The organism is Enterobacter cloacae complex sp. IR5418 (assembly GCF_049238105.1).
Classification (GTDB): Bacteria; Pseudomonadota; Gammaproteobacteria; order Enterobacterales; family Enterobacteriaceae; genus Enterobacter; species Enterobacter hormaechei.
Genome location: NZ_JBMKHS010000002.1, coordinates 17153 through 41980 on the forward strand (window position 1 = coordinate 17153; position 24828 = coordinate 41980).

The 24828-nt window shown below is 56.4% G+C and carries 23 protein-coding genes and 1 pseudogene; 18 read left to right on the plus strand and 6 right to left on the minus strand.

Annotated elements, in window-relative coordinates; all coding sequences use genetic code 11:
- Positions 1–3 precede the first annotated feature (3 nt).
- A complete protein-coding gene (locus tag ACOTX7_RS01765; RefSeq protein WP_006809940.1) occupies positions 4–1101 on the plus strand; it encodes a DUF1615 domain-containing protein in 1098 nt (365 codons plus the stop codon).
- Here the strand turns inward: ACOTX7_RS01765 and ACOTX7_RS01770 are convergent, their stop codons facing one another.
- Entirely contained in the window at positions 1102–1404 is a 303-nt protein-coding gene (locus ACOTX7_RS01770) for a DUF2755 family protein (protein WP_000763135.1), read from the minus strand.
- Between the two features lie 248 nt (positions 1405–1652).
- On the opposite strand from ACOTX7_RS01770, the gene ACOTX7_RS01775 reads away from it, so the two are divergent.
- Positions 1653–1874: a DUF2754 domain-containing protein gene (locus ACOTX7_RS01775; RefSeq protein WP_000779380.1), complete on the plus strand. Its 222-nt coding sequence runs from the start codon at positions 1653–1655 to the stop codon at positions 1872–1874.
- 3 nt (positions 1875–1877) lie between these two features.
- Here ACOTX7_RS01775 and ddlA read toward each other — a convergent pair whose 3' ends face one another.
- Entirely contained in the window at positions 1878–2975 is a 1098-nt protein-coding gene (ddlA, locus tag ACOTX7_RS01780) for a D-alanine--D-alanine ligase (RefSeq protein ID WP_205922929.1), read from the minus strand.
- Positions 2976–3079: 104 nt separating this feature from the next.
- Between ddlA and ACOTX7_RS01785 the strand changes: the two genes are divergently transcribed.
- The 5 genes from ACOTX7_RS01785 to adrA all read left to right on the plus strand — a co-directional run bounded on the left by ACOTX7_RS01785 (position 3080) and on the right by adrA (position 7436).
- Positions 3080–3763, plus strand: a complete 684-nt coding sequence (locus ACOTX7_RS01785; RefSeq protein WP_221256964.1) for an extensin family protein — start codon at positions 3080–3082, stop codon at positions 3761–3763.
- A gap of 169 nt (positions 3764–3932) precedes the next feature.
- Entirely contained in the window at positions 3933–5147 is a 1215-nt protein-coding gene (locus ACOTX7_RS01790; protein WP_205922927.1) for a multidrug efflux MFS transporter, read from the plus strand.
- A 208-nt stretch (positions 5148–5355) separates the two neighbouring features.
- Complete coding sequence (iraP, locus tag ACOTX7_RS01795) at positions 5356–5616, plus strand: anti-adapter protein IraP (RefSeq protein ID WP_003859148.1); 261 nt, start codon at positions 5356–5358, stop codon at positions 5614–5616.
- 293 nt (positions 5617–5909) lie between these two features.
- Positions 5910–6230: a phosphate starvation-inducible protein PsiF gene (gene psiF / locus ACOTX7_RS01800; RefSeq protein WP_032673631.1), complete on the plus strand. Its 321-nt coding sequence runs from the start codon at positions 5910–5912 to the stop codon at positions 6228–6230.
- Positions 6231–6332: 102 nt separating this feature from the next.
- Positions 6333–7436, plus strand: coding sequence for a diguanylate cyclase AdrA (adrA, locus tag ACOTX7_RS01805; protein WP_221256965.1), 1104 nt, complete (start codon positions 6333–6335; stop codon positions 7434–7436).
- A gap of 16 nt (positions 7437–7452) precedes the next feature.
- On the opposite strand, the gene proC is transcribed toward adrA, so the two are convergent.
- Positions 7453–8262 carry a pyrroline-5-carboxylate reductase gene (gene proC / locus ACOTX7_RS01810; protein WP_022650449.1) on the minus strand — a complete coding sequence of 270 codons (810 nt, stop codon included), beginning with the start codon at positions 8260–8262 and terminating at the stop codon, positions 7453–7455.
- Positions 8263–8359: 97 nt separating this feature from the next.
- Here proC and ACOTX7_RS01815 point away from each other — a divergent pair, with 97 nt between their 5' ends.
- From ACOTX7_RS01815 to ppnP, 5 genes and pseudogenes are all read left to right on the plus strand, one after another.
- A complete protein-coding gene (locus tag ACOTX7_RS01815) occupies positions 8360–8818 on the plus strand; it encodes a YaiI/YqxD family protein (protein ID WP_003859141.1) in 459 nt (152 codons plus the stop codon).
- A 144-nt stretch (positions 8819–8962) separates the two neighbouring features.
- Positions 8963–9487 (plus strand): shikimate kinase AroL, encoded by a 525-nt coding sequence (gene aroL, locus ACOTX7_RS01820; RefSeq protein ID WP_221256966.1) that lies wholly within the window; start codon positions 8963–8965, stop codon positions 9485–9487.
- Between the two features lie 44 nt (positions 9488–9531).
- Positions 9532–9723 carry a protein YaiA gene (yaiA, locus tag ACOTX7_RS01825; protein ID WP_003859135.1) on the plus strand — a complete coding sequence of 64 codons (192 nt, stop codon included), beginning with the start codon at positions 9532–9534 and terminating at the stop codon, positions 9721–9723.
- A gap of 236 nt (positions 9724–9959) precedes the next feature.
- Positions 9960–10637 (plus strand): annotated as a pseudogene (locus ACOTX7_RS01830) (AroM family protein).
- A gap of 71 nt (positions 10638–10708) precedes the next feature.
- Complete coding sequence (ppnP, locus tag ACOTX7_RS01835; protein WP_003859131.1) at positions 10709–10996, plus strand: pyrimidine/purine nucleoside phosphorylase; 288 nt, start codon at positions 10709–10711, stop codon at positions 10994–10996.
- Positions 10997–11043: 47 nt separating this feature from the next.
- Here ppnP and rdgC read toward each other — a convergent pair whose 3' ends face one another.
- Complete coding sequence (rdgC, locus tag ACOTX7_RS01840; protein ID WP_221256967.1) at positions 11044–11958, minus strand: recombination-associated protein RdgC; 915 nt, start codon at positions 11956–11958, stop codon at positions 11044–11046.
- 123 nt (positions 11959–12081) lie between these two features.
- Between rdgC and mak the strand changes: the two genes are divergently transcribed.
- Positions 12082–12987, plus strand: coding sequence for a fructokinase (gene mak, locus ACOTX7_RS01845; RefSeq protein ID WP_221256968.1), 906 nt, complete (start codon positions 12082–12084; stop codon positions 12985–12987).
- 84 nt (positions 12988–13071) lie between these two features.
- Here the strand turns inward: mak and sbcC are convergent, their stop codons facing one another.
- Together sbcC and sbcD are read right to left on the minus strand one after the other, a co-directional pair.
- Positions 13072–16203, minus strand: a complete 3132-nt coding sequence (gene sbcC / locus ACOTX7_RS01850) for an exonuclease subunit SbcC (RefSeq protein ID WP_221256969.1) — start codon at positions 16201–16203, stop codon at positions 13072–13074.
- Positions 16200–17405: an exonuclease subunit SbcD gene (gene sbcD, locus ACOTX7_RS01855; RefSeq protein ID WP_221256970.1), complete on the minus strand. Its 1206-nt coding sequence runs from the start codon at positions 17403–17405 to the stop codon at positions 16200–16202. Before sbcD ends, sbcC begins: the two co-directional genes overlap by 4 nt.
- A 187-nt stretch (positions 17406–17592) precedes the next feature.
- Between sbcD and phoB the strand changes: the two genes are divergently transcribed.
- The 5 genes from phoB (at position 17593) to malZ (ending at position 24764) form a co-directional block, all read left to right on the plus strand.
- Entirely contained in the window at positions 17593–18282 is a 690-nt protein-coding gene (gene phoB / locus ACOTX7_RS01860) for a phosphate response regulator transcription factor PhoB (RefSeq protein ID WP_003859122.1), read from the plus strand.
- 21 nt (positions 18283–18303) lie between these two features.
- Complete coding sequence (gene phoR / locus ACOTX7_RS01865; protein WP_047355276.1) at positions 18304–19599, plus strand: phosphate regulon sensor histidine kinase PhoR; 1296 nt, start codon at positions 18304–18306, stop codon at positions 19597–19599.
- Between the two features lie 409 nt (positions 19600–20008).
- Positions 20009–21328: a branched-chain amino acid transporter carrier protein BrnQ gene (gene brnQ, locus ACOTX7_RS01870; RefSeq protein ID WP_221256971.1), complete on the plus strand. Its 1320-nt coding sequence runs from the start codon at positions 20009–20011 to the stop codon at positions 21326–21328.
- Between the two features lie 81 nt (positions 21329–21409).
- Complete coding sequence (gene proY / locus ACOTX7_RS01875; RefSeq protein ID WP_221256972.1) at positions 21410–22783, plus strand: proline-specific permease ProY; 1374 nt, start codon at positions 21410–21412, stop codon at positions 22781–22783.
- A gap of 163 nt (positions 22784–22946) precedes the next feature.
- Positions 22947–24764, plus strand: a complete 1818-nt coding sequence (malZ, locus tag ACOTX7_RS01880) for a maltodextrin glucosidase (RefSeq protein WP_221256973.1) — start codon at positions 22947–22949, stop codon at positions 24762–24764.
- The last annotated feature ends 64 nt before the right edge of the window (positions 24765–24828 follow it).

Below are 24828 nucleotides of genomic sequence, written 5' to 3' on the forward strand. Positions count from 1 at the left end.
GCTATGCCATTTGCCGTACCACGTGCATTACCGCTGACGTTACTTGCCGCCTTCGTGCTGGCGGGCTGTGCCGAAAAAGGGGCCGCCCCGCTCAAAGAAGGGGAGAAGCCCGTTGATGTGGCGAGCGTGGTGCGGCAAAAAATGCCCGCCAGCGTGAAGGATCGCAGTGCGTGGGCTGATGCGCTGGCCACAACCTTCAAAAGTCAGAAGATCGCGCCCACTGAGGAGAATATCTGCTCGGTGCTGGCGGTGGCGCAGCAGGAATCGATGTATCAGTCCGATCCTGTCGTGCCTGGCCTGAACAAAATCGCCTGGAAGGAGATTGACCGCCGGGCCGAGTCGATGCATATCCCGGTTTTCCTGGTGCATACCGCCCTTAAAATCACCTCGCCAAACGGTAAAAGCTACAGCGAACGGCTGGATACGGTGAAAACCGAGAAACAGCTCAGCGCCATTTTCGATGATTTCATCAATATGGTGCCGATGGGGCAGAAGCTGTTTGGCTCGCTGAATCCGGTGCATACCGGCGGTCCGATGCAGGTCAGTATCGCCTTCGCGGAAAAACATACCGATGGTTATCCGTGGGATATCGACGGTACGGTGCGTCAGGAGGTCTTCTCCCTGCGCGGTGGACTGTGGTTTGGGACGTATCACTTGCTGAATTATCCGGCCAGTTACGATAAACCGCTGTATCGTTTTGCGGACTTTAACGCGGGCTGGTACGCCAGCCGAAATGCGGCCTTCCAGAATGCTGTAAGCCGCGCCAGCGGTGTCAAGCTCGCCCTCGACGGCGATCTCATTGCCTACGGCAGCAGTGAGGCCGGAACCACCGAACGTGCGGTACGAAAGCTTTCGACGACGCTGGAGATGAGCAACAGCGACATTCGCCGACAGCTGGAGAAGGGCGACAGCCTGGCGTTTGAGAAAACGGATCTGTATAAGCAGGTCTTTGCGCTGGCCGAGAAGAAAAGTGGAAAGGCATTACCAAGAGCGATTCTGCCAGGCATTCAGCTTGAAAGCCCGAAGATCACGCGTAACCTGACGACCGCCTGGTTCGCGAAACGCGTGGACGATCGTCGGGCTCGCTGTATGGGACTGTAATCAGTGGCGACTGCGCCAGCGCAGGACGAGCGCAATCACGCCTAAAACCATGCTGCCCGCGAGGAAGGGAATGAGTCCGAATACGGTGCTCACGCCTAAGCCGATTTCAACGCGCGGGCGGCCTGTATCCTGAACCTGCATCAGATGCTCATACACGCCAGGGGCATGCACCAGCATGTTCAGCAGTTGGGTACCTGCCCAGAAACAAAACAGAACAAACAGGGCATAGGCAATATTCCCCGCTGTGGAGGTTTTTGGTTGTTTTCCGCCAAAAATCGGTTTCGACAATGTAAAGTCTGCCATAAGACCTCCCGAAAATAACACTCTGTTTTAATACGCGTCGTACAGGGTGAGTGTGACAGGTCATAGCATTTGTCAATATCAGAATCGTGGGAAATTCGGCTCAGGATTCCTCCTGGATTGTCGATTTCTGCATCACGTCACAAATTGATAACATAAGTGAAACTGCGCTGCATTTCAGAATTTACGTATCCGCCACAGACGCTTTCATCAAACTGTGAGAGGATAGTTTTTTTTCTGCCGGAGTTGTCATGAAGCTCACTTCCAAACTACGCCGTGACTGGCATTACTACGCATTTGCGATCGGGCTGATCTTTATTCTCAACGGTGTTGTCGGGCTGCTGGGATTTGAAGCGAAAGGCTGGCAAACCTATGCGGTTGGGCTGGTGACCTGGGTAATCAGTTTCTGGCTGGCGGGATTCATTATCCGCCGTCGTCCCGATGAGACGACGGCGGCAGAGAAAGCCGACTAACCGTTAGTTAACGGAACTTTTCAGGGCGCTGTCAGCGGCGTGACGCTCCAGCGCCAGTTCAATCAGGCGGGTGATCAGTTCCTGATAGCTTATCCCGCTGGCCTGCCACAGTTTCGGGTACATACTGATATTGGTAAAGCCCGGCAGGGTGTTGATTTCGTTAATCACCACTTCGTTATCCGGCGTCAGAAACACGTCGACGCGCGCCATCCCACTGCATCCCAGCGCCTGCCAGGCTTCAATGGCGATCGCCCGGATCCTGTCGTTAACGTCAGGATCGAGCGCGGCGGGCACCACAACCTGAGCACCTTTGTCGTCAATATATTTGGTGTCGTAGGAATAGAAGTCACTGTTCAGCACCACTTCACCGCAGGTGCTCGCCTGGGGGAAATCGTTGCCGAGTACGGCGCACTCAATTTCACGACCGTTAATTCCCTGCTCAACCACCACCTTATGGTCAAACTCGAAGGCCAGACGAACGGCATCGTTAAACTGCGCTTCGCTGGTGACTTTGCTCACGCCGACGGACGAGCCCTGATTCGCCGGTTTCACGAACAGCGGCAGGCCGAGTTGCGCCTGAATCTGCGCGAAGCTGTGTTTATCGCGGTTGGCGCGGGTGAGCGTCACGAACGGCGCAATATTCAGACCGGCGTCGCGCAGCAAACGTTTAGTGACGTCTTTATCCATGCAGGCGGCAGAGCCCAGCACATCGGAGCCGACAAACGGCAGGTTCGCCATCCGCAACATACCTTGCAGAGAGCCATCTTCGCCCAGCGTGCCGTGAACGATGGGGAACACCACGTCAATCTGTGCCAGCGCCTGCGCGTTCCTGGCATCGATAAGCTGTCCCTGTGCCACGCCTGGAATCGTTGCGACGCTGATATCAGAAGGATTAAGGGCGATGTGCGCCGGATCGTCAGCATGTAACAAATACTGGCTGGCATCGTTCACATGCCACTGGCCCTGTTTATCAATGCCCAGCAGCACCACGTCAAAACGGCTTTTATCAATCGCATCAACGATATTTTTAGCCGACTGCAATGACACCTCGTGCTCTGCCGATTTTCCCCCAAAGACAATACCTACGCGCTGCTTTGCCATCTCACTCTCTTCCAGTCTGACGAAAAGCCAATAACATACCACGATGCCCGGCGGGTTTCGCGGCCTTCTGCCATAATGTTTTGAGGGAAGTTGAAGGGGGGCGCGTGAAAGGAAAAAGTCTGCTTATTCTTATTGTTATTGCCGGGATCGCCACGGTGGGCTACCGTTGGTTGCCGCCGCATTACAACCCTTTCGTGCCGCTTACGCTTGACGATCCGCCCGGAAAAATAACCCAGTTTAAACTTCGACGTTTAACACCGCAGGCATGCGAAAGCCTGTTAGCGCAGGCGAATCAACGTCGGCTTATCCGTACCCAGGCTGTCGCTGACAGCGCCGGTGAGTGTCCGCTGAGTAACGTGGTGCGCGTGCGCGATTTTGGCCCGGTGAGCCTGAACAGCAGCTTTCTGGCCAGTTGCCCCCTGGCGTTAAGCTCGGCGTTGTTTGTCAGCCAGCAGGCCCGGCCGCTCACCAAAACCTGGACCGGAAGCGAGCTGACGCGTATCGAACATCTGGGTAGCTTCGCCTGCCGTAATATCTACAGCCGCCCGGATGCGCGGCGCAGTGAACATGCCACGGCGAATGCGCTCGATATCAGCGCTTTCAGGCTGGCAAATGGACAGCGCGTTACCGTCCTGAACGGCTGGAAAGCGGAAAAGACGCAGCCCTGGCTACAGGCCCTGCTCTCGGCAAGCTGTGGCTATTACGGTAACGGTCTGGGTCCGGACTATAATGCCGCCCATGCCAACCATTTCCATCTGGGGATGCGCGGCTATGGATTATGTCGATGAAGCATAATCTTCCGCCGAAAATTGGATAAATTGTGACTTATTTCACAAATATGATGACTGGGAAGATAAAACACCAAAGTCTGCAAGTCCGCATCTCTGGCGCTATGTCAATGCGCGTAACTTGCTAATCTGTCGGCGAATTCGCCTAAAAATGAAGACTATTTCTGTTATGGAATCCTGGAAAGTTAACCTCATTTCCGTCTGGTTCGGCTGCTTCTTCACCGGACTGGCTATCAGCCAGATATTGCCCTTCCTGCCGCTGTACGTGTCGCAGCTGGGGGTTACTTCCCATGAAGCGCTCTCTATGTGGTCCGGCCTGACGTTCAGCGTGACGTTTCTGGTGTCCGCCATTGTGTCACCGATGTGGGGCAGCCTGGCGGATCGCAAGGGGCGCAAACTGATGTTGCTCCGCGCCTCGCTGGGGATGGCGATAGCCATTTTGCTCCAGGCCTTCGCGACTAACGTCTGGCAGCTGTTTATTCTGCGGGCGATAATGGGGCTGACTTCCGGGTACATTCCCAATGCCATGGCGCTGGTGGCCTCACAGGTGCCGCGTGAGCGGAGTGGCTGGGCACTGAGCACGCTTTCCACCGCCCAGATCAGCGGGGTGATTGGCGGCCCACTGCTCGGTGGCTTCCTGGCTGACCATGTCGGGCTGCGTGCGGTCTTTATCATTACCGCCATCCTGCTGACGATCAGCTTCCTGGTTACCCTTTTTCTGATCAAAGAGGGTGGACGACCGGTTGTCAGCAAATCCGAACGCCTGAGCGGAAAGGCGGTTTTCGCCTCGCTGCCTTATCCAGGCCTGATGATTAGCCTCTTTGTGACGACAATGGTGATCCAGCTGTGCAACGGCTCGGTGGGGCCGATTCTGGCGCTGTTTATCAAGTCGATGGAGCCGGACAGCAACAACATTGCGTTTCTGAGCGGGATGATTGCCGCCGTGCCTGGCGTGTCGGCGCTCATGTCCGCTCCGCGTCTGGGGAAACTGGGCGACAGGATCGGTACGGCACGTATTCTGATGGCAACGCTCATCATTGCCGTGATCCTCTTCTTCGCCATGTCGTTCGTCACCACACCCCTTCAGCTCGGTATCCTGCGCTTCCTGCTTGGCTTTGCGGATGGTGCCATGCTGCCCGCCGTTCAGACGCTGCTGGTGAAATATTCCAGTGACCAGGTCACCGGCCGCATTTTTGGCTACAACCAGTCGTTCATGTATTTAGGCAACGTAGCGGGTCCGCTTATTGGCGCCTCGGTCTCGGCGATGGCGGGTTTCCGCTGGGTATTTGCCGCGACGGCGGTGGTGGTACTTCTGAATATTATTCAACTGGCCTTTGCCTTGCGCCGTCGCAGGCAAATCGCTGAGTCAAAGTCGGCCCGGTAAACGCGATAATATATTATTTATTCTTATGAACGCCGCATTTTTATATAACGAAATGCGGCGCCTTTGTTTTAGAAAAACGTTTCGCTTTCGCTTCTAAATATCTTTTTTGGCAGCGATGTCACTTTTGCATAAGATAAAGCTAATCCATGCTTTTCATTATTCAGTGAGGGTGTTAATTTCAGGGGAAATCACATAAGGAAATAGCACCATGAAAAATCTCATTGCTGAGTTGTTGGTTAAGCTTGCCCAAAAGGAAGAAGAGTCGAAAGAGCTGGTTGCCCAGGTTGAGGCGCTGGAAATCGTTGTGACGGCGCTGCTGCGACAGATGGCAAAGCCGGAACAGGAGGCGTTGATCGACAACGTTGAAGGCGCGCTGGAAAAAGCGCGTCCTGATTCACAGGTGCCTGCGGAAGATGCGGAGCTGCTTCAGCAATACGTAAAGAAGCTTTTAAGGCATCCTCGCAGCTAAACTGCCTGAGGTGAAATGACGTGTCACAGAATTGTCATGCAGGATGCCTGGCGTCGCTCTGTTTTTATTTTTACACATTTTTTCAGGGGAACTTAAATTGAGGCAGAGCACACTTTTCACCGCATAATTTCCGCTATTAATTATCGCCTCCCCCCGGGGAAACTGATTAACGATCATTGTGCCGCGACGGGACTGAAATAATCGGGAAACCCGGCAAAAATCAGGGGCGCAGGGTGGTTTTTTTTCCGTAACGAACCAGACTTAACGTGGAACTTCACATAAAGGATGGTGCAATGAAAACAACAATACTGGTTACCCTGCTCTCTGGCCTGTGTCTGGTCGCCTCAGCACACGCGGAAGAGAAAACGTTAACACCCCAGCAGCAGCGCATGACGACCTGTAACCAACAGGCGACATCGCAAAGTCTGAAAGGGGATGCCCGTAAAACGTATATGAGCGACTGCCTTAAAAATGGTGCGACCAAACCGGGTGAAAAAAGCCTGACCCCGCAGCAGCAAAAAATGCGCGAGTGCAACGCCCAGGCGACACAGCAGATGCTGAAAGGGGACGATCGCAGCAAGTTCATGAGCGCGTGCCTGAAGAAACAGGCGTAGTGCGAACGGGTGAGTCGCGGCTGTGGCTCACCCGAAATTTCATACTTTCCCCGCTAACCCCCTCTCTATAATTTGGGAAAATGTTTCAGAATATTCCCAAAAATGATGAATGATGAGTTTTATGACACTCACGAGAACATTCGGGAAGCGTGGTACCAGCAGCTTTCTCAGGATGATTCATACCGTTCCGGTCTGCGATTTGCCCGGCGTATACGACTGGCACGCATCGTGGGTCTGGCGGCGCTGTTTGTTCCGCTTGCCAGCGTTCTGGTAAGTCAGTTTCTTTCCGGTGTCTGGTGGTTATTGCTGGTGGGCTGGGTCTTTGTCTGGCCCCATCTGGCCTGGCAGCTGGCTTTTCGTTCGGCTGAACCCCACAGCAGGGAAGTCGTTAATCTGAAAGTCGATGCCATCGTTGCCGGCGTCTGGATGGGGCTGACAGGATGCAATGCGCTGCCAGCGGCGGCGCTGATCGTGATGATCGGCATGAATATGATGGGATCGGGGGGATGCCGGTCATTTCTGACAGGAGTCGCACTGCTTGCCCTGTCTGCCCTGCTCACCGTGCAATTCACGGGCACGCCTGTGGTATTGACCTCTGAACCGCTGACGTTGTGGCTGACGCTTCCCGTGCTGATGGTTTACCCCATGCTGTTTGCCTGGCTGAGTCACCGCACGGCGATCCGGCTGGCAGAGCATAAACGTCGGCTTGAGCTGATGAGTACCCGCGACGGAATGACCGGCGTGTTCAACCGCCGTCACTGGGAAACGCTTTTGCGTAATGAATTTGAGGCCTGCCGTCGCAGTCATCGACAGGCGACGATACTGCTCATCGATATCGATCACTTTAAGACGATCAACGACACCTGGGGGCATGACGTGGGAGATGAAGCGATTGTCGCCATCACGCGCCAGCTTCAGCTGACCCTGCGCTCAGGCGATTATATTGGCCGCTTCGGAGGGGATGAGTTTGCGGTGATTATGTCCGGCACGCCTGCCGACAGCGCGATTGCTGCGATGTCGCGCGTCCATGAACGGCTGGTCAACATGCCGCTGCACGGCGCGCCAATGGCGAGGTTGTGTATCAGCGTTGGGGTTGCCCCCTGGGGTGCACAGTTCACCCACTATCGCGAATGGCTAAAGGCGGCTGACGTGGCCCTTTATAAAGCCAAAAATGCCGGACGGGGCCGCACCGAAGTGGCCGCCTGACGCCCGGCATGACGCATCAGGACTTACTCAGCTTCTCTGATTTTTCCATACATTTTTCCATCGCCTCGATCACGGCGGAGCGGAACCCACGATCTTCCAGCACGCGCACGGCTTCAATGGTTGTGCCACCCGGCGAGCACACCATATCTTTCAGTTCGCCCGGATGTTTACCCGTTTCCAGCACCATTTTGGCCGAGCCCATCACCGCCTGCGCCGCAAATTTGTAGGCCTGTGCGCGCGGCATCCCGCCCAGCACGGCGGCATCGGCCATGGCTTCGATAAACATAAAGACATACGCCGGGGCAGAGCCGCTCACGCCGACAACCGGGTGGATCATCGGTTCGGCAATCACTTCGGCTTCGCCAAAGCAGCGGAAAATATTCAGTACATCCGCCACGTCTTCAGATGTGACCAGCGCGTTCGGGGTAACGGAGGTCATACCGGCATTCACCAGCGACGGGGTGTTTGGCATGGCGCGGACAATCTTACGGTCGTGGCCCAGTGCGCGGGCGAGCTGATCGAGAGTCACGCCTGCGGCAATCGACACCACCAGGGTCTCTTTGTTCAGGCTTGAGGTGATTTCGCTCAGGACTTTAATCATGATATTCGGCTTCACGGCGCCAAAGACAATATCCGCTACCTGAGCCACTTCCTGTGCGCTTTCGGCGGCGTTGACACCATACTCATCACGCAGCGCCGCGACCTTATCCGGTGATGGGGTATAGACCCAAATCTGCCCCGGCAGCACCTGCCCGCTGGCAATCAGTCCGCCGAGGATAGCTTTACCCATGTTTCCGCAGCCGATAAACCCGATTTTCTTATCCATCACGTCTCTCCGTTATTATGCGTTGTTATCTCTCACAGATAGCTTAACAACGAAATGCAGGCGACAATAGTCGCCAGAATCATAATGGGGAGAGACTATGGCGATTTGGGTTGATGCGGACGCGTGTCCGAATGTGATTAAAGAGATTTTATTTCGTGCTGCCGAGCGCGTGCAGATGCCGCTGACGCTGGTGGCGAACCAGAACATCCGCGTGCCGCCCTCCAGATACATCCGTTCTCTGCGCGTTCCGGCCGGGTTCGACGTGGCGGATAACGAAATAGTGCGTCTGTGTGACGCAGGGGATCTGGTGATCACCGCAGATATCCCGCTGGCTGCCGATGTACTGGCGAAAGGGGCGGCGGCGCTGAACCCGCGCGGAGAACGTTATTCGCCGGCAACGATCCGGGAGAAGCTCACCATGCGTGATTTTATGGATACGCTTCGTTCCAGCGGCGTGCAAACCGGTGGGCCGGATAGCCTGTCGCAGCGCGATCGCCAGCAGTTTGCCGCCGAGCTGGATAAATGGCTGCTGGAAGTGAAGCGCCGCCCGGCGTAATCCTCCTCCGGGCTGTTTTGTGGTACAGTGTGGCTTCCACAGGCTTGTCATTCCGTACCGCTTTGCAGTAAAGTTAGCGCAACATCTTCTGCAATCATTTCTTTACAGCCTTCAGTTATCCGGCAGCAAGGGGAACACCTGGTTATGAACCCACCCATCTTTTTAGTTGGCCCTCGCGGCTGTGGGAAAACCACCGTTGGTCTGGCGCTGGCGCGTCTGTGCCAGAGTCAGTTTGTTGATACTGACCACTGGCTCCAAGAGAATGCTGGTCAGACGATTGCCGATATCGTGGAGAGTGAGGGCTGGGAGAGCTTCCGTGCGCGCGAAACGGCCACGCTGGAAGCGGTGACCTTACCGTCAACCGTGATTGCGACCGGTGGCGGCATTATTCTGGCGCCATATAATCGCCAGTTTATGCGCGAAAAGGGCGTCGTAATCTATCTCTGTGCCCCGGTCTCGACGCTGGTGGGGCGCCTGGAGGCGTTTCCGGAAGAGGGGCAGCGTCCGGCGCTGACCGCGAAACCGCTGAGTGAAGAGGTCAGCGACGTGCTCGCCGAACGCGATGCACTGTACCGCGAGGCGGCGCACCACGTTGTGGATGCGTCTGCGTCACCCGAGAAAGTTGCGATTCAGATTATTACCGCCCTGCGTTTGGCTTGCGCCAGCTAACAGCCGTCTATACTCATAGCTCAGACATAAAAAAAGGATGAGCTATGCCAACCAGACCTCCCTATCCACGTGAAGCCCGCATCGTTACCGTTGAAAAGGGTAATGGCGATCAGACCGTAACCTGGTACCAGTTGCGTGCCGACCACCCCAAACCCGATTCGCTGATCAGTGAACATGAAACTGAACAGGAAGCGCTGGATGCGAAACGGCGCTATGAGGATCCCGAAAAGTCCTGACAGGGAGCCGAATTCGTTACAACCGTGCCTGAATCACACTTTTAACTTATCGCCGATGTTAAGTAGCAGTTAATATTTAGTTATTACAGGTGGATTCGGAAAGGCCCGTCGATCTTTACATTACGGTGTAGAGATCCCCTGCTACGCTTGGTGCTGTTTTGTTGAATAAATGAACGGTACAGCGTAGTGAGCCTGTACCTGTGTGGCAGTTGTGGTAGTAACGGAAGGCGATCAAAATGAAGGCGACGTTGGCGATCCTCACGATTGGTGTGGTGCCTGTAAGCGAAGTATTACCGCTCTTAACGGAGCATGTCTCTGAACAACAGATTACGCATTTCAGTCTGTTAGGGAAGCTGAGCCGGGAAGAGGTCATGGAAGACTACGCGGTCGGGGAGGGGGAAGATCCCCTGGCAACGTTACTCAGTGACGGCAAACTGGCGCATGTGTCGCGCCAGAAAATCGAGCGCGCGCTACAGGGCGTAATAGAAGTGCTAGATAATCAGGACTAAGACGTCATCCTGCTGATGAGTACGGCACCCGTTAAAGGTCTCAGCGCGCGTAATGCCATTCTGCTCGAACCGATGCGGATCATTCCGCCGCTGGTGGCGTCAATTGTTGATGGTCATCAGGTTGGGGTCATCGTTCCCGTTGAGGAACTGCTGGATAACCAGACGGTGAAGTGGGCCGCGCTGGAGCACACCCCGCTGTACGCGCTGGCAAACCCGTTCTGGGACAGCGAAGCGAAGCTGATTGCGGCCGGGCAGGAGTTGATCGACAGAGGAGCGGATGTCCTGATGCTGGACTGCCTGGGCTTCCATCAGCGGCATCGTGATTTACTGCAAAAGGCGCTGGATGTTCCGGTGCTGCTCTCTAACGTCCTGATGGCGCGCCTGGCGTCAGAATTACTGGTGTAATGATTTTGCGTGACAGGTCATGAGCATGGCCCCTATAGTGGATTTTTCTCTATAAATATAAGGGCCAGTTCATGCTTCAAAGTAACGAATACTTTTCCGGTAAAGTGAAATCCATTGGTTTTACCAGCAGCAGCACTGGCCGCGCCAGTGTCGGCGTAATGGCGGAAGGGGAATACACCTTTGGCACCGCAGAAGCGGAAGAGATGACGGTGGTCAGCGGCGCGCTGAACGTCTTGCTGCCGGGTGAAACGGAGTGGAAAGTCTATAGTGCCGGGCAGGTTTTCAACGTGCCAGGCCACAGCGAATTCCATTTACAGGTTGCAGAGCCAACCTCTTATCTGTGCCGCTATCTGAAATAAAAGCATGCCGGGTGGCGCATTCGCTTACCCGGCCTACGTTTTGCCTGTCAGCGCTGCGCTTCGCCGCCGAGACCTTCCACCAGATTCTGGATCAACGCCGCCAGTTCGCCGGTCATCAGGATAAAGTCTGCGTCAAAGCGCTGAGCATAATCCTCGCGGTCGATGTCTTCGTTCTGATCGCGCAGCTCATCGCAGAATTTAAGGCGCTTCACGGAGCCGTCATCACACATCACAAACTGAATGCGCTGCTGCCAGTCGAGTGCCAGTTTAGTCACCACTTTGCCCGCTTCAATGTGTACGGCAATTTCGTCGCTCACCAGATCCTGTTTCTTCGCGCGGATCACGCCGCCATCTTCCAGCAGCGCTTTCAACTCTGCTTCATCGAGGATCTGGAAGCCCTGCGCGGCAGTCCCGCTGCGCACCCACTCGGTCAGGGTCAGCTCAATTGGTGTTTCCAGCGCCAGCGGTACCACGGGTAATGAGCCAAGGCTCTTACGCAGCAGCGCCAGCGTATCTTCCGCTTTTTTGGCGCTGGCGCAGTCCACCATGATCAGCCCGTTCACGGTGTCGATCCACATCATGGTCTGGCTAAAGCGGCTAAAGGCGCGCGGCAGCAGCGAGTGCAGTACCTCATCCTTCAGCGAATCTTTTTCGGTTTTTTTAAGCTTCCGGCCCTGTTCAGCTTCCAGCTTGAAGATCTTCGCTTCGAGCGCCTGCTTAACCACGGGCGTCGGCAGGATCTTCTCTTCTTTACGGGCGCATACGATAATTTGCCCCGTGCTGCTGGCGCGGGTCAGCGCATCGCTTTGAGAACCCATTGGCGGAACCCAGCCGGTTTTTGCCATATCCTGGCTACCGCAAGGGGTAAAGGAGTAAGCGGCTAACTGTTTTTCCATCTCTTCTGCACGCAGCGAAACGTCGCGGCTGAGACGGTAAACCATCAAATTTTTGAACCACAGCATGATAATTTCCACGGCCTTGTCGTTAAATCAGCGGGCATGATAACGAATTGTCGCATCGCTTGCATTGCTAATCGGGAAGCGGGCTTCTACTCTGTTGATAATCAAAAAAATGAGGAGTGTCTTGTGCGTATTGGGATTGATTTGGGCGGCACCAAAACAGAAGTCATTGCACTGAGCGAGCAGGGGGAGCAACTGTTTCGCCACCGCTTGCCTACGCCGCGCGATGATTATCACCAGACCCTTGAGACGATTGCTCGCCTGGTCGATATGGCAGAGCAGGCAACGGGCGAGACGGGGACGGTCGGGATGGGGATCCCCGGCTCCATTTCGCCGTATACCGGCGTGGTGAAAAACGCCAACTCCACCTGGCTCAACGGTCAGCCGTTTGATAAAGACCTAAGCCAGCGTCTGAACCGGGAAGTGCGTCTGGCAAATGACGCTAACTGCCTGGCGGTGTCTGAGGCCGTCGATGGCGCAGCGGCTGGCGCGCAGACCGTATTTGCGGTAATCATCGGCACCGGGTGCGGGGCGGGCGTGGCCTTCGGCGGACGCTCGCATATTGGCGGTAACGGCACCGCGGGTGAGTGGGGGCACAACCCGTTACCGTGGATGGACGAAGATGAACTCAAATACCGCGCCGAAATGCCGTGCTACTGTGGTAAGCAGGGCTGTATTGAGACCTTTATTTCCGGCACGGGGTTTGCCACCGATTATCATCGTCTGAGCGGCCAGCCGCTGAAAGGTAACGAGATTATGCGTCTGGTAGAAGAGCAGGATCCGGTGGCTGAACTGGCGCTCAGCCGCTACGAAATGCGGCTGGCAAAATCACTGGCGCATGTGATCAATATTCTCGATCCCGACGTAATTGTGCTGGGCGGCGGCATGAGCAACGTCGACCGCCTGTACGCGACGGTGCCCACGCTGGTGAAACAGTGGGTATTTGGCGGCGAGTGCGAAACGCCGATCCGCAAAGCCGTCCACGGCGATTCCAGCGGCGTGCGCGGCGCGGCGTGGCTGTGGCCGGAATAAACGCACAACGGCTTTTTGATGTTTGTTCCCTCTCCCCGTGGGAGAGGGCCAGGGTGAGGGCACCAGAGCGCACCATCCCCCCATTTACTGTACCGCAAACTCCCTGTCCAGCCTGCTATATCCCAGCCCGTTGATCTTCTTCACTTTGATCTGCACCGGAATACGCTCTTTCATTGCCTCTACATGGCTTATCACGCCGATGGTTTTTCCGGTGGCGTTCAGCGCGTCGAGCGCATCCAGCGCGGTATCCAGCGTTTCGCTGTCGAGCGTCCCGAACCCTTCATCCAGGAACAGCGAGTCAATGCGCGTTTTGTGACTGACCAGATCGGAAAGCGCTAAGGCCAGCGCCAGACTGACCAGGAAACTCTCCCCGCCGGAAAGGGTGCGCGTATCGCGTACCGCATCGGCCTGCCAGGTGTCGACCACTTCCAGCTCCAGCGCGTCGCTGGCTTTACGCTGAAGCAGATAGCGACCATGCAGACGGTTAAGCTGCTGGTTGGCAAGCCACACCAGGTTATCCAGCGTCAGCCCCTGGGCGAATTTACGGAATTTATCGCCTGTGCTGGAGCCTATCAGCGCATTGAGATAGCCCCAGTCGTCGGCCTGACGCGCCGCCTCCTCAATCTGCTGCATCAGTGCCTGCTGGTGCAGACGATTATCGGCATCCTGTTTGAGCTGCTGGCGGATCTCCCCCTGATGCGTGGTGTTATCCCGAAGCTGTTGCGCCAGCTGATGCAACCGGGTCTGAAGGGTGGCGGCGTCGGTTTCCAGCCCCTCCGGGCGCTGTGCCTGATGCGCCTCAAGCTGCTGACTTGCCTGCACGGAGAGCGCCGTGGCCTGCTGAAGCTGGTTTTCCAGCGTCTGCTTTTGCTGTTCAAGCTGGCGGATCGACGCCTCATCCAGCAGGGCGGAGAGAAATGCCTCCCGATCGGCAAAGCAGCTCGCGGTCAGCGCGGCGCTGAACTGAGCCTGTGACTGCTGGAGCCGTTCACGCTCAAGCGTCTCCTGTTGCTGTAGGGTGGTGAGCTGGCTTTGCAGCGACACGCATTCGTCGTGGATCCCGCGCCAGTTCTCAGGGATCACCGCGTCGGCTTCTGCGTCATCGGAAACCGGCAGCGTATCCAGAACGGGCGTCAGGGCGTTAATCCGTTCCTGAATCGTAACGTGCTGGGTCTGTTTTTCCTGCCAGCGGGAATATTCGCTTTCGCGCGCGCTCAGCCAGGCGTTTTCAGCGCCTTCATCGGGCACGTTAAGCGACAGTGATTCTAGCGAGGCCGCCAATGCCTGACGCGTCGCCGTCAGCTGCTGCTGGTACTGGCGCGCCTGACCTTCCTGTTCATTGAGCTGGTTTTGCAGCGTCAGACGCTGGCTGAACTGATAAAGCTGGCGTTCGTACTGCTCCTGTTCGCGCATCCAGGGGGCGATATCATCCTGAATATTCAGGGCTATGTTCAGGGATGTGCAGACCTCCAGCCACTCTTGAGTGAGTGCTTGCTCTTCCTGAGTAAGAGTCTGGGCTTCGTCTGTCTCGCGCTGGATTTGTTGGGCCAGCGCATTCACCTGCCCGAGTACCAGCAATCCTTCCTCTTTTAGCGCGGCAACCTCCTTCTCCAGCGCGTCGCGGCGGCGCTGATTGTCGGTCAGTTCAAGCGCCTGATACTGGACGACCGCCGGGTGTTCGCGTGAACCGCAGAGTGGACAAGGCTTACCTGCTTCCAGCTGAGCACGATAGTTCTCAAGATCTTTGATTGTCGCTTCACGCTCACAGAGCGCTTTCAGGTCGGCAATGTGTTGATTTTTCTCTTTATACTGCTGACGCCGCAGGGTCAACGTGTCATTGAGCTTAACCTGCTCCGCCTGCGCTTTCTGCACGCTTTCTGCATTCTGTCGCAGTCGTTTTTGCAGCGGCTGATAGCGAGCGTGAAGCGCGGTCAGGCGCTGGCGGAGCGCCCGCGATTGCGCCTGTTGCTCCATTGCCGTCGCGAGATCCTCAGCCGTCAGCGTAAGCGTGCTCTCCGGCATCTCAGCCAGCTTCTGGCGAAGTTCAGCCATGCGCGCTGCCTGGGCAGCAAGCTGATTTTTATCGCGACTCAGTTGCGCAAAATGCGCCCGCCAGCCGGCAATTTCCTGCCCCCACTGACGAAAACGATCGTGTTCGGTGAGCCACTGCGTCAGTGCCGTGTGCTCTGTCTGCAACTGTTCACGATTGCGTAGCGCACCGTTACGGATACGCGAGCGCTGCGCCGCTCTGTCGAGTAAGCGAGTATTTACTTCAACAATTCGCGCTGTTGTCTGCGCAAGGCGGGTGGTCTGCTCCTGCTGATGCTCCCACAGGGGACGTAGCTGGGCGGCGGGCTGTGCCAGCTGGAGCTTCGCCAGTTGGGGCGCGGCGTCCGTCAGTGCCTGTTGCACCTGCTGCTGCGAAGCGGCTGCGCGCTGCTGTTCACGTATCAGTTCGTCGTTACGCGTAATCCACTGAAAATCTTTCTGTTGGCTCTGCTGCTGTGCCAGCAGGATTTTCTCTTCGTCAGTAAGTGCCTGCAAACGTTGCTGCAAGTGCTGCTGCTGTTCCTCACTCAGCAGCACAACGCCTGCGGCCTGTGCTTCGCACCTCTCCAGCGCGTTGCGTGCCACTTTGTGTTTTTCAAAAACCATGGCGGAAATCTGGCCGTAAATTTCCGTCCCGGTCAGTTCTTCCAGCAGTTCTGCGCGATCGCCCGGTTTAGCATTCAGGAAGGCGGCAAACTGCCCCTGGGAGAGCAACATCGAACGGGTAAAGCGACCGTAGTCCAGCCCGGTCAGCGCGGCGGTTTGTTCCAGCTTATCCGTGACCTTATCCGCCAGGATTTTTCCATCCTCACAGCGGGCCAGCTCCACGCGCGGTGCCTGTAAGTTCCCGTCCGGCTGGTTGCGGGCGCGGTTCTGGCTCCAGAAAGCGCGATATGCCACGCCTTTCACCTCAAACTCCACCTCTGCCAGACACTCTGCGGTATCGCGCGTCATCAGGTCGTTTTGCGCCTGGGAGACCTTATTCAGACGCGGCGTTTCGTGGTACAGCGCCAGGCAGATGGCGTCGAGCAGCGTGGTTTTCCCCGCGCCGGTGGCGCCAGTGATGGCAAACAGCCCGTTGCTGGCGAACGGCTCCGCGGTGAAATCAATTTTCCACTCGCCTTTGAGCGAGTTCAGGTTTTTCAGACGCAGGCTCAGAATTTTCATGCGTTTTCTTCCTCGTCATTGAGGGCGTGCAGCGTCTGAATAAACAGCTCGTTCAGCCTGACGCGTCTGGCGTCGTCCATCTCTTCATGCGCCAGCCGCCGCTCGAATACCTCTTCTGCCCGAAGTTCACTTAGCGTTTCACGTTGGGCGCTCAGCAGAATTTTCTCGCGCTGTTCGCGGCTGCGGCGCACCAGCAGCACCTCTACCGGCAAATCTTCGGTCAGCGCCTGAATTTTTCGCTGCATATCATGCAGGTACTCATCAGTGGTGATTTCAATATCCAGCCAGACTGGCGGATCAAGCTCTGCGCCGCGCCATTGCTCAAGCTGTTCCGTAATCGCGGCAAGATCGCCTTTCAGCACCGCCAGCGGCTGGGTGACCGGCACCTCCAGCGTCTCGACGGCGCTGAGTTTGCCGTCGGTGAAGCTCACCAGATGCACGGACTTGGCCTTACCGGTTTCATCGAAACTGAGCGGAACAGGGGAGCCACAGTAGCGGATATGCTCGCAGCCGCCGATGACCTGCGCCCGGTGGATATGCCCGAGAGCAATGTAGTCGGCGGGCGGGAAGTTCTGCGCCGGAAACGCGTCCAGCGTACCGATATAGATCTCGCGCACCGCGTCACTCTTACTGGCCCCGACGGTGGTGAGGTGTCCGGTGGCAATGATCGGAATGGCCTGTTCGCCGCGCAGGGCACAGGCTTGCGTATGCTGCTGGTGATAATAGTGGGTGATGGCCTGCAACAGATGCTGCTGTTTTTCGCTGCCGGACAGACCGGCCTGGCTTTGCACGATATCGCGCGGGCGTAAAAACGGGATTGGGCACAGCACCGCGCCCGGCGTGCCGTCGCGTTTTTTCAGGATCTGCGGCGCGTGTCCGGCGCTGGCCACCACGGTGGTATTGAGGAACGCCAGAATGTCGCGGGATTCATTCAGCGTCGCCACGGAGTCATGGTTTCCGGCGACAATCACCAGGTGACAACCGGTTTGCTGGAGGTTGACCACAAAACGGTTGTACAGCTCACGCGCATAGCTCGGCGGCGATCCGGTATCGAAAATGTCGCCCGCCACAATAATTGCGTCCACCTCATGAGCCTGAGCCGTCTCCAGCAGCCAGTTCAGGAACGCGTCATGTTCCGCGGCGCGGCTTTTGCTGTAAAAATTTTGACCCAGGTGCCAGTCTGAGGTGTGAAGTATGCGCATAAGAGATCCGTGGCAATAATAAGAAAGCAGGATTATAAACTTTCGGGGAACGGAAAATAACCGCTGTAATAAAACAACAGTTTGCCATTTATAGTGGTAATGTTTTTCATAAATCTGTCATAAATCTGACGCATAATGACGCCGCATCACAGACTTGTAACTTAAATACGATAAGACAGGGCAAAGTATGGCGAGACGTATTCTGGTCGTAGAAGATGAAGCTCCGATCCGTGAAATGGTGTGCTTCGTGCTTGAACAAAATGGCTTCCAGCCGGTTGAAGCGGAAGATTATGACAGCGCGGTGAATCAGCTGAATGAACCCTGGCCCGATCTGATCCTGCTGGACTGGATGCTGCCTGGCGGTTCCGGATTGCAGTTTATCAAGCATATCAAACGCGAGGCGATGACCCGCGATATCCCGGTGGTGATGCTCACGGCGCGCGGCGAGGAAGAGGATCGCGTGCGCGGTCTGGAAACCGGCGCGGACGATTACATCACCAAACCGTTCTCCCCGAAAGAGCTGGTGGCGCGTATTAAAGCCGTGATGCGCCGAATTTCACCGATGGCGGTGGAAGAGGTGATTGAGATGCAGGGTCTGAGTCTGGATCCCACTTCACACCGGGTCATGACCGGTGAAAACCCCCTCGATATGGGGCCAACCGAATTTAAACTCCTGCACTTCTTTATGACACACCCGGAGCGCGTTTACAGCCGCGAACAGTTGCTGAATAACGTCTGGGGAACTAACGTCTATGTCGAAGACCGAACGGTTGACGTCCATATTCGCCGCCTGCGTAAAGCACTGGAACTGAGCGGCCACGATCGCATGGTACAGACGGTCCGCGGCACGGGTTATCGTTTCTCGACCCGTTTCTGAACAATGACAGGAGTGTGACGCGTGCTGGAACGTCTGTCATGGAAAAGGCTCGTCTTTGAACTGATCTTATGTTGTATTCCGGCCCTCATTCTGGGGGCTATTTTTGGCTATCTGCCGTGGTTTTTACTGGTGGCCGTGACGGGATTGCTCGTCTGGCATTTCTGGAATTTACTGCGTCTCTCCTGGTGGCTATGGGTCGACAGAAGTATGACCCCCCCGCCGGGAAGCGGAAGCTGGGAACCGCTACTCTACGGCCTGCACCAGATGCAGATGCGTAATAAAAAGCGCCGTCGCGAGCTGGGAAGCCTGATCAAACGCTTTCGCAGCGGTGCGGAGTCGCTGCCGGATGCGGTGATCCTGACAACAGAAGAAGGGACGATCTTCTGGTGTAATGGCCTCGCACAACAGCTGCTGGGCCTGCGCTGGCCGGATGATAATGGCCAGAACATCCTGAACCTTCTGCGTTATCCCGAGTTCACGCTGTATCTGAAAAAGCGGGATTTTTCCCGCCCGCACAACCTTAAGCTCAATAACGGTCGCCATCTGGAAATCCGCGTGATGCCCTACAGCGATCGCCAGTGGCTGATGGTGGCACGTGACGTTACCCAGATGCACCAGCTTGAGGGCGCTCGCCGCAACTTCTTTGCTAACGTCAGCCACGAGCTGCGTACGCCATTGACGGTGCTTCAGGGCTACCTGGAGATGATGCAGGAGCAAACGCTTGAGGGGGCGCCGCGTGAGAAAGCGCTGCATACCATGCGTGAGCAGACGTTCCGCATGGAAGGGCTGGTTAAACAACTGCTGACGCTTTCAAAAATTGAGGCCGCCCCGTCGCTGGCGCTAAATGACATCATTGATGTGCCGATGATGTTGCGGGTGGTGGAGCGCGAAGCCCAAACGCTGAGTCATAATCAGCACACGCTGGCTTTTGACGTTGATAACACGCTGAAAGTGCTGGGCAGTGAAGATGAGTTGCGGAGCGCTATCTCAAACCTGGTCTATAACGCCGTGAATCATACCCCGAAAGGGACGCATATTACGGTGCGCTGGCAGCATACCCTGGCGGGGGCTGAGTTTAGCGTCGAGGACAACGGGCCGGGGATTGGGCCTGAACACCTTCCGCGTCTCACCGAACGGTTCTACCGGGTGGATAAGGCGCGCTCGCGGCAGACCGGCGGGAGCGGACTGGGGCTGGCTATCGTGAAGCATGCCGTCAGCCACCACGAAAGCCGGCTCAATATCGAAAGTACCCTGGGTAAGGGCACGCGCTTTAGTTTCGTTATCCCGGAACGATTAATTGCCAAAAAGCGCGCCTGACGGCGAGTGTGTCAGGCTACCTTTCCACGGGCCAGCGATTGCTGGCCCGTTTGCTTTGCAGTCAAGCGAAACGCGAATGAATATTATACGGCTGGTGCTTTTTTGTTCGCATGATTAGCCATGAGTTTTTCTTATATATGGCATATAATGTTGGTCTGCATTTTCATGCTGGCATATTGTTCTGGTTTTACGATCCCTTCTTGCCTTTAAACGTTATAAGCGTTTAAATTGCCCCCCATATACTGTCAGACCGACTGTATTTGCGTGGTAAATCGAAAAACTATTCTTCGCCACGCCAGGACGGGAGCATATCCCGCTGAAATTGAGCAAATTTTCCGCTGTATCGTCCCGTCAGGGATGGCGAAAATCTCAACGTTTTCAACACCACATCCACAGGCAGTAAGGTTTTATGACCCATCACTTGAAATCGCGTGACATTATCGCGCTGGGCTTTATGACATTTGCGCTGTTCGTTGGCGCAGGCAACATCATTTTCCCTCCAATGGTTGGCTTACAGGCGGGTGAACACGTCTGGACAGCTGCGTTTGGCTTCCTGCTTACTGCCGTGGGCCTGCCGGTACTGACCGTTATCGCGCTGGCGAAAGTCGGTGGCGGTGTGGACAGCCTCAGCACCCCGATTGGCAAAGTGGCTGGCGTGCTGCTGGCTACCGTCTGCTATCTGGCCGTTGGCCCGCTGTTCGCGACCCCGCGTACGGCGACCGTCTCCTTTGAAGTGGGTATCGCCCCGCTGACCGGTGACGGCGCGATGCCGCTGTTTATTTACAGCCTCATTTACTTCGCCATCGTGATTCTGGTTTCTCTCTATCCGGGTAAACTGCTGGATACCGTAGGTAACTTCCTGGCGCCGCTGAAAATTGTAGCGCTGATTGTGCTGGCCGTTGCGGCCATCGTCTGGCCTGCGGGTCCGATCAGCACCGCGATGGACGCCTACCAGAACGCCGCGTTCTCAAACGGTTTCGTGAACGGTTATCTGACGATGGATACGCTGGGTGCGATGGTGTTTGGTATCGTTATCGTTAACGCCGCGCGTTCCCGCGGTGTGACCGAAGCGCGTCTGCTGACCCGCTACACCATCTGGGCTGGCCTGATGGCCGGTGTCGGCCTGACGCTGCTGTATCTGGCGCTGTTCCGTCTGGGTTCAGATAGCGCAACGCTGGTTGATCAGAGCGCAAACGGCGCGGCGATCCTGCATGCTTACGTGCAGCACACCTTTGGTGGTGCAGGCAGCATGCTGCTGGCGGCACTGATTTTCCTGGCCTGTCTGGTGACGGCGGTGGGCCTGACCTGCGCCTGCGCGGAGTTCTTCGCCCAGTATCTGCCGCTCTCTTACCGCACGCTGGTGTTTATTCTCGGCATCTTCTCCATGGCGGTGTCAAACCTCGGTCTGAGCCACCTGATTCAGGTGTCAATTCCGGTGCTGACGGCGATCTACCCGCCGTGTATCGTGCTGGTAGTGCTGAGCTTCACCCGTCCGTGGTGGCATAACTCGACGCGAATTATTGCGCCAGCCATGTTTATCAGCCTGATTTTTGGTATCCTTGACGGGATCAAAGCATCAGCATTCGCAGACATCCTGCCAGCCTGGACACAGCGTCTGCCGCTGTCCGAGCAGGGCCTGGCCTGGCTGATGCCTTCCGTTGTAGCGCTGGTTCTGGCCATTATCTGGGACCGTGCGGCCGGGCGTCAGGTGGCAACCAACGCCCATTAATCAACGGCAACAAATTGTTTAACCACGGGGCTTAAGGCCCCGTGGTTTTTTGTTTTTTTCGTGTTGAATGGCAAGATTTTAATGGAAAGCACTAACAAACTTAAACGTGGATTGAGCACCCGTCACATCCGCTTTATGGCGCTGGGCTCGGCTATCGGCACCGGTCTTTTTTATGGCTCGGCAGATGCCATCAAAATGGCCGGTCCAAGCGTTCTGCTGGCCTACATCATCGGCGGCGCTGCGGCCTATATCATCATGCGCGCCCTCGGCGAAATGTCGGTTCACAACCCGTCTGCCAGCTCCTTCTCCCGCTACGCGCAGGAAAACCTCGGCCCGCTGGCCGGGTTTATCACCGGCTGGACCTACTGCTTCGAAATCCTGATTGTCGCCATTGCCGATGTGACGGCGTTTGGCATCTACATGGGGGTCTGGTTCCCCGCCGTGCCGCACTGGATCTGGGTGCTGAGCGTGGTGCTGATCATCTGCGCCGTTAACCTGATGAGCGTGAAGGTGTTTGGTGAGCTGGAGTTCTGGTTCTCCTTCTTTAAAGTCGCGACCATTATCATCATGATCCTCGCAGGTTTCGGCATTATCATCTGGGGTATCGGCAACGGCGGTCAGCCAACCGGCATCCATAACCTGTGGAGCAACGGCGGTTTCTTCAGCAACGGCTGGCTCGGGATGGTCATGTCGCTCCAGATGGTCATGTTCGCCTACGGCGGTATTGAGATTATCGGCATCACCGCCGGGGAAGCGAAAGATCCGGAGAAGTCTATTCCGCGCGCCATCAACTCAGTGCCGATGCGTATTCTGGTGTTCTATGTGGGCACGCTGTTTGTGATTATGTCCATCTATCCGTGGAACCAGGTGGGCACCAACGGCAGCCCGTTTGTGCTGACCTTCCAGCATATGGGCATTGCGTTTGCTGCCAGCATTCTCAACTTTGTGGTGCTGACCGCCTCGCTGTCGGCCATCAACAGTGACGTGTTCGGCGTGGGCCGCATGCTGCACGGCATGGCGGAGCAGGGCAGTGCCCCGAAGGTGTTTGCCAAAACTTCGCGTCGCGGCACCCCGTGGGTAACGGTGGTGGTGATGACCGTGGCGCTGCTATTCTCGGTTTACCTGAACTACATCATGCCGGAGAACGTCTTCCTGGTGATCGCGTCGCTGGCGACCTTCGCCACCGTGTGGGTGTGGATCATGATCCTGCTGTCGCAGATTGCGTTCCGTCGCCGCCTGTCGCCAGAAGAGGCCAAAGCGCTGAAGTTTAAGGTGCCGGGTGGGGTGGCAACGACCATTGTCGGCCTCATCTTCCTGGTCTTCATCATTGGCCTGATTGGCTACCACCCGGATACCCGTATCTCCCTGTACGTGGGCTTCGCGTGGATCGTCCTGCTGCTGGTGGGCTGGATGTTTAAATGTCGCCGCGACCGTCAGCTGGCGGAAGCGCAGTAAGGTAAAAATGCCGGGTGGCGCTGCGCTTACCCGGCCTACACTCCCTTTTGACCTGGAAAAAATCTCCTCCTCCGTTCTCCTCCCCCAATAATCCCGAACACGATGAGCTATCTTTAATCACCCTGTGGCAAGGTGACGTCAATTTCATCAAAGGGGATTCGTGATGTTAAACGCCTGGCACCTTCCGGTTGCCCCATTTGTTAAGCAAAACAAAGACAACCTTGTGATTACGCTCTGGCTGGCAGGGGACAACCAGCCTGAACGTGTGACCCTGCGCGCTGAAGTGGATAACGAAGAAACGTCGCTGAAAATGCATAAAGTGCGCAGCCAGCCGCAGGCGGGCGTCACGGCGTGGCGGGTGAATATCGACCTGTGCAGCGGACAGCCGCGCCGTCGCTACAGCTTCAAACTGCTGTGGAACAACCGTCAGCTGTGGTTTACCCCGCAGGGCTTCAGCCGTTTTCCTCCGGCCCGGCTGGAGCAATTTGCCGTGGATCACCCGGATAACGGCCCGCAGTGGGTTAACGATCAGGTCTTTTATCAGATTTTCCCGGACCGCTTTGCGCGCAGTGAAAAGCGCACCGCCGATCAGGACAAGGTTTATTACCATCATGCGGTCGGTCACGACATCATCCTGAAAAAATGGGATGAACCGGTGACGGCTCAGGCTGGCGGCTCGACGTTTTACGGCGGCGATCTCGACGGTATCAGCGAAAAGCTGCCGTACCTGAAAAAGCTCGGCGTGACGGCGCTGTACCTGAACCCGGTGTTTAAAGCGCCAAGCGTACATAAATACGATACGCAGGATTATCGCCACGTTGACGAGCAGTTTGGCGGTGACGAGGCGCTGCTGCGGCTGCGGCACAATACGCAAAAAGAGGGTATGCGCCTGATACTTGATGGCGTGTTCAATCACAGCGGTGATTCTCACGCGTGGTTTGACCGCCACAATCAGTCGATGGGGGGCGCATGCCACAACCCGGATTCGCCGCAGCGCGACTGGTACAGTTTTGACGAGAATGGCCTCGCCCTGGACTGGCTGGGCTACCCGAGCCTGCCAAAGCTCGATTTCCAGTCGCCATCGCTGGTGAATGAGATCTACGGCGGCGATGACAGCATCGTGCGCCACTGGCTGAAAGCACCGTGGAACATGGATGGCTGGCGGCTGGACGTGGTGCATATGCTGGGTGAAGCAGGCGGGGCGCGGAATAACCTTCAGCATGTCGCCGCCATTACCCGATCGGCGAAAGCGGCCCGGTCGGAAGCATTCGTGTTCGGGGAGCACTTTGGCGACGCGCGCCAGTGGTTGCAGGCTGATGCAGAAGACGCGGCGATGAACTATCGCGGCTTCACCTTCCCGCTGTGGGGGTTCCTCGCTAACACCGATATCTCTTACGATCCGCAGCATATTGACGCCGAAACCTGCATGGCGTGGATGGAGAACTATCGCGCTGGCCTGTCGCATCAGCAGCAGCTGCGGATGTTTAACCAGCTCGACAGCCACGATACCGCGCGATTTAAATCGCTGCTGGGTAAGGATGTGGCGCGTCTGCCGCTGGCGGTGACCTGGCTCTTTACCTGGCCGGGCGTACCCTGCATCTACTATGGCGATGAAGTGGGGCTGGACGGTAATAACGATCCGTTCTGCCGTAAAACTTTCCCGTGGGGATCTGAAAAGCAGGATCAGGACCTGTTCAGCCTGTACCAGCGTATGGCGACGCTGCGCAAGCAGAGCCAGGCCCTGCGCTACGGGGGCTGTCAGGTGATGTACGCCCATGATAACGTGGTGGTGTTTGTCCGCGTCTATAACCAGCAGCGCGTGCTGGTGGCGATCAACCGGGGCGAGGCGTGCGAAGTGGTGCTGGAAGATTCACCGCTGCTGGCCGGTAAAACGTGGAAGAGCAAAGAGGGTAAAGCGACGTTCCAGGAAAGCGTGCTGTCGCTTCCAGGGATCTCTGCGGCGGTCTGGTTCGGCAGCTAAGCGCAGGCAGAGTGGTTTTCACCTTTTAAGATGGCGCAAATGCAACGAGTTGTGTCAATCTTAA

Bases quoted from the DNA above. Each gene is read 5' to 3' on its own strand.
- ddlA (WP_205922929.1), bottom strand. From the start codon at position 2,975: ATGGCAAAGCAGCGCGTAGGTATTGTCTTTGGGGGAAAATCGGCAGAG.
- ACOTX7_RS01815 (WP_003859141.1), top strand. From the start codon at position 8,360: ATGGCGATTTGGGTTGATGCGGACGCGTGTCCGAATGTGATTAAAGAG.
- ACOTX7_RS01765 (WP_006809940.1), top strand. From the start codon at position 4: ATGCCATTTGCCGTACCACGTGCATTACCGCTGACGTTACTTGCCGCC.
- proY (WP_221256972.1), top strand. From the start codon at position 21,410: ATGGAAAGCACTAACAAACTTAAACGTGGATTGAGCACCCGTCACATC.
- proC (WP_022650449.1), bottom strand. From the start codon at position 8,262: ATGGATAAGAAAATCGGGTTTATCGGCTGCGGAAACATGGGTAAAGCT.
- phoB (WP_003859122.1), top strand. From the start codon at position 17,593: ATGGCGAGACGTATTCTGGTCGTAGAAGATGAAGCTCCGATCCGTGAA.
- malZ (WP_221256973.1), top strand. From the start codon at position 22,947: ATGTTAAACGCCTGGCACCTTCCGGTTGCCCCATTTGTTAAGCAAAAC.
- ACOTX7_RS01775 (WP_000779380.1), top strand. From the start codon at position 1,653: ATGAAGCTCACTTCCAAACTACGCCGTGACTGGCATTACTACGCATTT.
- psiF (WP_032673631.1), top strand. From the start codon at position 5,910: ATGAAAACAACAATACTGGTTACCCTGCTCTCTGGCCTGTGTCTGGTC.
- iraP (WP_003859148.1), top strand. From the start codon at position 5,356: ATGAAAAATCTCATTGCTGAGTTGTTGGTTAAGCTTGCCCAAAAGGAA.
- rdgC (WP_221256967.1), bottom strand. From the start codon at position 11,958: ATGCTGTGGTTCAAAAATTTGATGGTTTACCGTCTCAGCCGCGACGTT.
- ACOTX7_RS01770 (WP_000763135.1), bottom strand. From the start codon at position 1,404: ATGGCAGACTTTACATTGTCGAAACCGATTTTTGGCGGAAAACAACCA.
- aroL (WP_221256966.1), top strand. From the start codon at position 8,963: ATGAACCCACCCATCTTTTTAGTTGGCCCTCGCGGCTGTGGGAAAACC.
- sbcC (WP_221256969.1), bottom strand. From the start codon at position 16,203: ATGAAAATTCTGAGCCTGCGTCTGAAAAACCTGAACTCGCTCAAAGGC.
- adrA (WP_221256965.1), top strand. From the start codon at position 6,333: ATGATGAATGATGAGTTTTATGACACTCACGAGAACATTCGGGAAGCG.
- brnQ (WP_221256971.1), top strand. From the start codon at position 20,009: ATGACCCATCACTTGAAATCGCGTGACATTATCGCGCTGGGCTTTATG.
- ACOTX7_RS01790 (WP_205922927.1), top strand. From the start codon at position 3,933: ATGGAATCCTGGAAAGTTAACCTCATTTCCGTCTGGTTCGGCTGCTTC.
- yaiA (WP_003859135.1), top strand. From the start codon at position 9,532: ATGCCAACCAGACCTCCCTATCCACGTGAAGCCCGCATCGTTACCGTT.
- ppnP (WP_003859131.1), top strand. From the start codon at position 10,709: ATGCTTCAAAGTAACGAATACTTTTCCGGTAAAGTGAAATCCATTGGT.
- sbcD (WP_221256970.1), bottom strand. From the start codon at position 17,405: ATGCGCATACTTCACACCTCAGACTGGCACCTGGGTCAAAATTTTTAC.